This window comes from Pseudomonas sp. P7758 (assembly GCF_013386485.1).
Classification (GTDB): Bacteria; Pseudomonadota; Gammaproteobacteria; order Pseudomonadales; family Pseudomonadaceae; genus Aquipseudomonas.
The window spans coordinates 1-381 of sequence record NZ_JACARS010000253.1; the positions used below are offsets into that span (position 1 = coordinate 1).

Annotated in this window: 1 protein-coding gene; it reads left to right on the forward strand. The window is 65.6% G+C overall.

The window, feature by feature from the left end:
* Positions 1-381, forward strand: a 381-nt coding sequence (locus HX873_RS31285; RefSeq protein ID WP_177123834.1) for a methyl-accepting chemotaxis protein, incomplete at both ends; no start/stop codon positions are given.

The following is a 381-nucleotide window of genomic DNA, read 5'->3' on the forward strand; positions in this document are numbered from 1 at the left end:
CGCCAACATCGTCTCGGCCCGGGCAGAAATGACCACCCAGGGCACCGACATTGTCACCATCAGCGACAAGCTGTACGACATCCAGCTGCAACGCCGCGACGCCGAAAGCGCCCAGGCCCGCAGCCTGCAACTGATCAGCACATTGCTGGCCTTGCTGGTGGGCATCGTGGCGGCCGTGATCATCACCCGCCAGATCACCCGCCCACTGCGCGAGACCCTCGCCGTGGTGGAGCGCATCGCTTCCGGCGACCTGAGCCACAACATCCAGGTGACCCGCCGCGACGAACTCGGCGTGTTGCAACAGGGCATCCAGCGCATGGGCACTACCCTGCGTGAACTGATCAGCGGCATCCGTGACGGCGTGACCCAGATCGCCAGCGC